The organism is Pseudomonas sp. P5_A2_2, assembly GCF_054177685.1.
Genome location: NZ_JBGCUL010000390.1, coordinates 1 through 4,127 on the forward strand (window position 1 = coordinate 1; position 4,127 = coordinate 4,127).

Sequence of the window (4,127 nt, forward strand, 5' to 3'; positions counted from 1 at the left end):
GAAGAACACCACATCACAGGCACCCAGGGTCTTGATGTCCGGAACACTGAACGCCAGGCCATCGTAATGGCCTCGCAGGTTCGGGTACATGTCGGCCACGGCCAGGCCAGCCTCGGATCGGGAAGTGATGACAACCACCTCAGCTTGCGGATGTTGCGCCAACAGACGCAGCAGTTCGACACCGGTGTAACCCGTGCCGCCGACGATACCGACCTTGACCATAAACCTGCCCTCAACGAACCCACTGGAAAGCCGTCGATAATAGGGGCCGCGCGCCCCTGCGACAACCGTCAAGGTGACGTGCGGAGCGTCAAGCCTCTACTATTGCGGCTAACGTGAATCCTGGAATAACTAAAAATGCTCTATCCGTGGCTCAAAGCGCTTCACATCATCAGCGTCGTGTGCTGGTTTGCCGGCCTGTTCTACCTGCCACGACTGTTAGTTTATCACGCACAAAGTGAAGACACGATCAGCAAGGAACGCTTCAGCGTCATGGAGCGCAAGCTGTATCGCGGCATCATGGGGCCGGCAATGATCGCTACGCTGATCTTCGGCGGCTGGCTGATCAGCCTCAACCCGAGTGCGTATTTCACTCAGGGTGGCTGGATGCACGCCAAGCTGACGCTGGTGGTGATTCTGATCGGCTACCACCACATGTGCGGCGCACAGGTAAAACGTTTTGCCCGTGGCGAAAACACCCGCAGCCATGTCTTTTATCGCTGGTTCAATGAGGTTCCGGTTCTGATATTGCTGGCAATCGTAATTCTGGTCGTCGTTCGGCCGTTCTAAATCCAACAGGCACAACTCACCGGGGTACTTCCAATGTCGCTACCCGCTCTGCTCGAACAAAGTTTGCGTCTGCCTGTAGTGGCAGCGCCGATGTTCCTGATTTCCAATCCGCAATTGGTACTCGCCTGTTGTCGCCAGGGCGTGGTCGGCAGCTTTCCAGCGTTGAACCAGCGCGAAAGCAGTGGTTTCAAGGCCTGGCTGGAAGAAATCGAAGCCGGGCTGGCGACACTGGAAAACCCCGCGCCTTACGCCGTGAACCTGATTGTCCACAACAGCAATCCTCGTTTACAGGCGGATCTTGAGATCTGCGTCGAACACAAAGTACCGATCGTGATCACCAGTCTTGGTGCCGTGAAAGAATTGGTAGACGCGGTGCACAGCTACGGCGGCCTGGTGTTCCATGACGTGACAACTCGTCGTCACGCCGAGAAAGCGGCCGAAGCAGGCGTGGATGGCTTGATCGCCGTGGCCGCCGGCGCCGGTGGACACGCAGGGACCTGGAGCCCGTTCTCGCTGATTGCCGAAATCCGCCAGTTCTTCGACAAGACCTTGTTGCTGGCCGGCTGCTTGAACCATGGCCACGAAATTCTTGCCGCCCAACTGCTCGGCGCGGATTTGGCCTACTTTGGCACACGATTTATCGGCACGACCGAAAGTCACGCGCCCGACGCCTACAAAGAAATGCTGCTGACATCCAAAGCGGCAGACATCATCCATACTCCAGCCGTGTCAGGTGTCCCCGCGAGTTTCATGCGCCAGAGCCTTGAGGCCGCCGGTTTCGACATGGCCGCCTTGCAAGGCAAGGGCGAGATCAACTTCGGTTCCAGGCTCAAACCCGTGAGCGATGAGGCCAAAGCCTGGAAAACCGTTTGGTCCGCAGGCCAKGGTGTGGGAGAAATCGAAGACTTGCCGAGCGTCGAACAGTTGATTGCACGTCTCGACGCGGAGTACCGCACGGCCCTGGAGCAGGCTGCTCAGTTGACCAAACGCTGGCCGCGCTGACAGCAAACCTTGGCCAGTCTTTCCCGGCTGGCCTTACACTGGCCCAGGCACAACATTCTTCTTTCAACCTCTCGCGACAAGGATGCTTCGCACATGGGCGAAAACCATTTCAAGATCGTATTCGAGGGCGCCTTGCTGCCCGGTGTCGACATCACCACGGCAAAGCTCAATCTCGCCGAGCTGTTCAAAAGTGATGTCTCAGCCATCGAGCGCCTGTTTACCGGACGTCCGGTAGCGCTCAAACGCAACCTGTCGCAAGCCGATGCCCAGATCTATCTCCAGGCACTGAGCAAAACCGGTATCGACGCCCGCATCGAAGCCGAAACGCCGATCGAACTGAACCTCGCCGACGTTCATGACCATACTCCGGCCAGCAGCCAGGCGGCCTTGGCAGATCCGCAGTCCCCTTACGCGCCGCCTCGCGCACCCGTCGGCGAAGCCATGGCGGAATTCGCCACGCTCAAGCCATTCAGTTTCGATGGCCGTATCGGCCGCTTGCGCTACCTCGCCTGGACGCTGGTGCTGACACTGGTCCTCATGGCTGTTTGCGGGGCGTTTGCATTGCTCGCTCTGGGCCTCATTGGCTCGGATTCGACCGGTGGCCTGACATTGGGCGCCTTGCTGGCCTTGATCCTCTTCGCCGGATTTATATTCGTCAGCATCCAGATCACCGTTCAACGCTTGCACGATGTCGGCTGGTCCGGCTGGCTGTGGCTGCTGAACCTGGTGCCATTTGTTGGCAGTTTCTTTCCATTCGTGATCATGGTCGTACCGGGCAACGACACAGCCAACCCCTACGGCCCGCCGCCTCCGCCGAACAGTACCGCGGTCAAGGTATTGTCTTCGCTGTGGCTGATCGTTATCGCGCTGGTTCTGTTCGGCTCGCTGGCCGGTGGTCTCACGGCGATACGGGAAGAATACAAAAGCGCCGCCCAGAGCAGCTACGAAAGCAGTTCGGTCACCACCGATGAAATCGACGTCGAAGTCGTACCGGCGCCAAATTCCACCGACGATGCAGCCGAAGAGGCCCAGCCCCCTGTAGACTCTGCGAAAGAATGAACAGCGCTCCTGGCCCGTGACACCTGCGTCGCGGCGCGGAGCTGTTGCGATGGAGAACTGCATGACCCGTTACGCTCTGATCACTGGCGCCTCCAGCGGCATCGGCCTGGCGATGGCCGAAGCGCTGGCCCGGCGCGGCCGCAGCCTGATTCTGGTGGCCCGACAACGTGATCAGCTGGAAAGCATTGCGATTGAACTGACCCAGAGGTTCGGCGTGGAAGTGCTGTTCCGCGCCTGCGACCTGGGCGAACCGCTGCGCCTGTCCGGGTTCCTGCTGGAACTGGAAGAAGGCGACCGGCAGATCGATCTGTTGGTCAACTGCGCCGGTATCGGTACATGCGGCCCGTTTCTGGCCCAGGACTGGATGACCGAGCAAGACCTGATCGAAGTGAACATCCTCGCCCTCACCCGCCTGTGCCACGCCATCGGCAACAGCATGGCCCTGCAAGGCGGTGGGCAGATTCTGAATGTGGCCTCGGTGGCAGCGTTTCAACCCGGTCCGTGGATGAGCACTTATTACGCCAGCAAGGCATATGTGCTGCACTTTTCCGAAGGATTACGCGTCGAGCTGAAAAAATGTGCGATCAAGGTTTCGGTGCTCTGCCCCGGGCCGACCCGCACGGCGTTTTTCCGTACTGCACAACTCGACAGCGACAAACTGACCAACAGCAAACTGTTGATGAGCCCCGAGGAAGTGGCGCTCTACACCGTGCGCGCATTGGAAAAGAATAAAGCGATCATTATTCCCGGGCGGCGCAACCGCTGGCTCGCCTTCCTGCCGCGGCTCGGCGCGCGCTGGCTGACTCGCACCATCGCCGGCATGATCAACAAGGCGTACTGCCCGCGCTGATCCAACTCAAGGTAAAAGGCTGGGCGCAGGCATACGCCATGAGTACACTCAGCCCAGCCCAAACAACGGAGAAAACAGCTGTGGATACTCTGTTCACCAAGATCATCAACCGGGAAATCCCGGCGAAGATCATTTACGAGGACGACCAGGTACTGGCCTTCCACGACATTGCCCCACAGGCACCGGTACATTTCCTGGTGGTCCCGAAAAAACCGGTTCGCACCTTGAACGACCTGACCGAGGACGACAAGGCGCTGGCCGGGCATATTCTGTTCACCGCGCAGCGTCTGGCTCTGGAGTTGGGCTGTGAAGAAGGTTTCCGGGTGGTCATGAACTGCAATGAACTGGGTGGGCAAACCGTCTACCACATTCATATGCACGTGCTGGGTCAGCGCCAGATGCACTGGCCGCCGGGCTGATTACTGCC

General features: G+C 59.0%; 5 protein-coding genes and 1 pseudogene. 5 read left to right on the forward strand and 1 reads right to left on the reverse strand.

The features are described 5' to 3' along the window. A pseudogene (locus ACXRVY_RS18970) lies at window positions 1–222 on the reverse strand (N-acetyl-gamma-glutamyl-phosphate reductase); the annotation flags it as partial. Window positions 223–357: 135 nt separating this feature from the next. On the opposite strand from ACXRVY_RS18970, the gene hemJ reads away from it, so the two are divergent. From hemJ to ACXRVY_RS18995, 5 genes are all read left to right on the forward strand, one after another. Next, complete coding sequence (gene hemJ / locus ACXRVY_RS18975) at window positions 358–789, forward strand: protoporphyrinogen oxidase HemJ (RefSeq protein WP_458237980.1); 432 nt, start codon at window positions 358–360, stop codon at window positions 787–789. Between the two features lie 33 nt (window positions 790–822). Then, window positions 823–1,791: an NAD(P)H-dependent flavin oxidoreductase gene (locus tag ACXRVY_RS18980; protein WP_458237981.1), complete on the forward strand. Its 969-nt coding sequence runs from the start codon at window positions 823–825 to the stop codon at window positions 1,789–1,791. Between the two features lie 93 nt (window positions 1,792–1,884). After that, complete coding sequence (locus ACXRVY_RS18985; RefSeq protein ID WP_458237982.1) at window positions 1,885–2,850, forward strand: DUF805 domain-containing protein; 966 nt, start codon at window positions 1,885–1,887, stop codon at window positions 2,848–2,850. A 61-nt stretch (window positions 2,851–2,911) separates the two neighbouring features. Beyond that, window positions 2,912–3,700, forward strand: coding sequence for an SDR family NAD(P)-dependent oxidoreductase (locus ACXRVY_RS18990; RefSeq protein WP_223456986.1), 789 nt, complete (start codon window positions 2,912–2,914; stop codon window positions 3,698–3,700). Between the two features lie 80 nt (window positions 3,701–3,780). Then, entirely contained in the window at window positions 3,781–4,119 is a 339-nt protein-coding gene (locus ACXRVY_RS18995) for a histidine triad nucleotide-binding protein (RefSeq protein WP_007906873.1), read from the forward strand. Window positions 4,120–4,127: the final 8 nt, after the last annotated feature.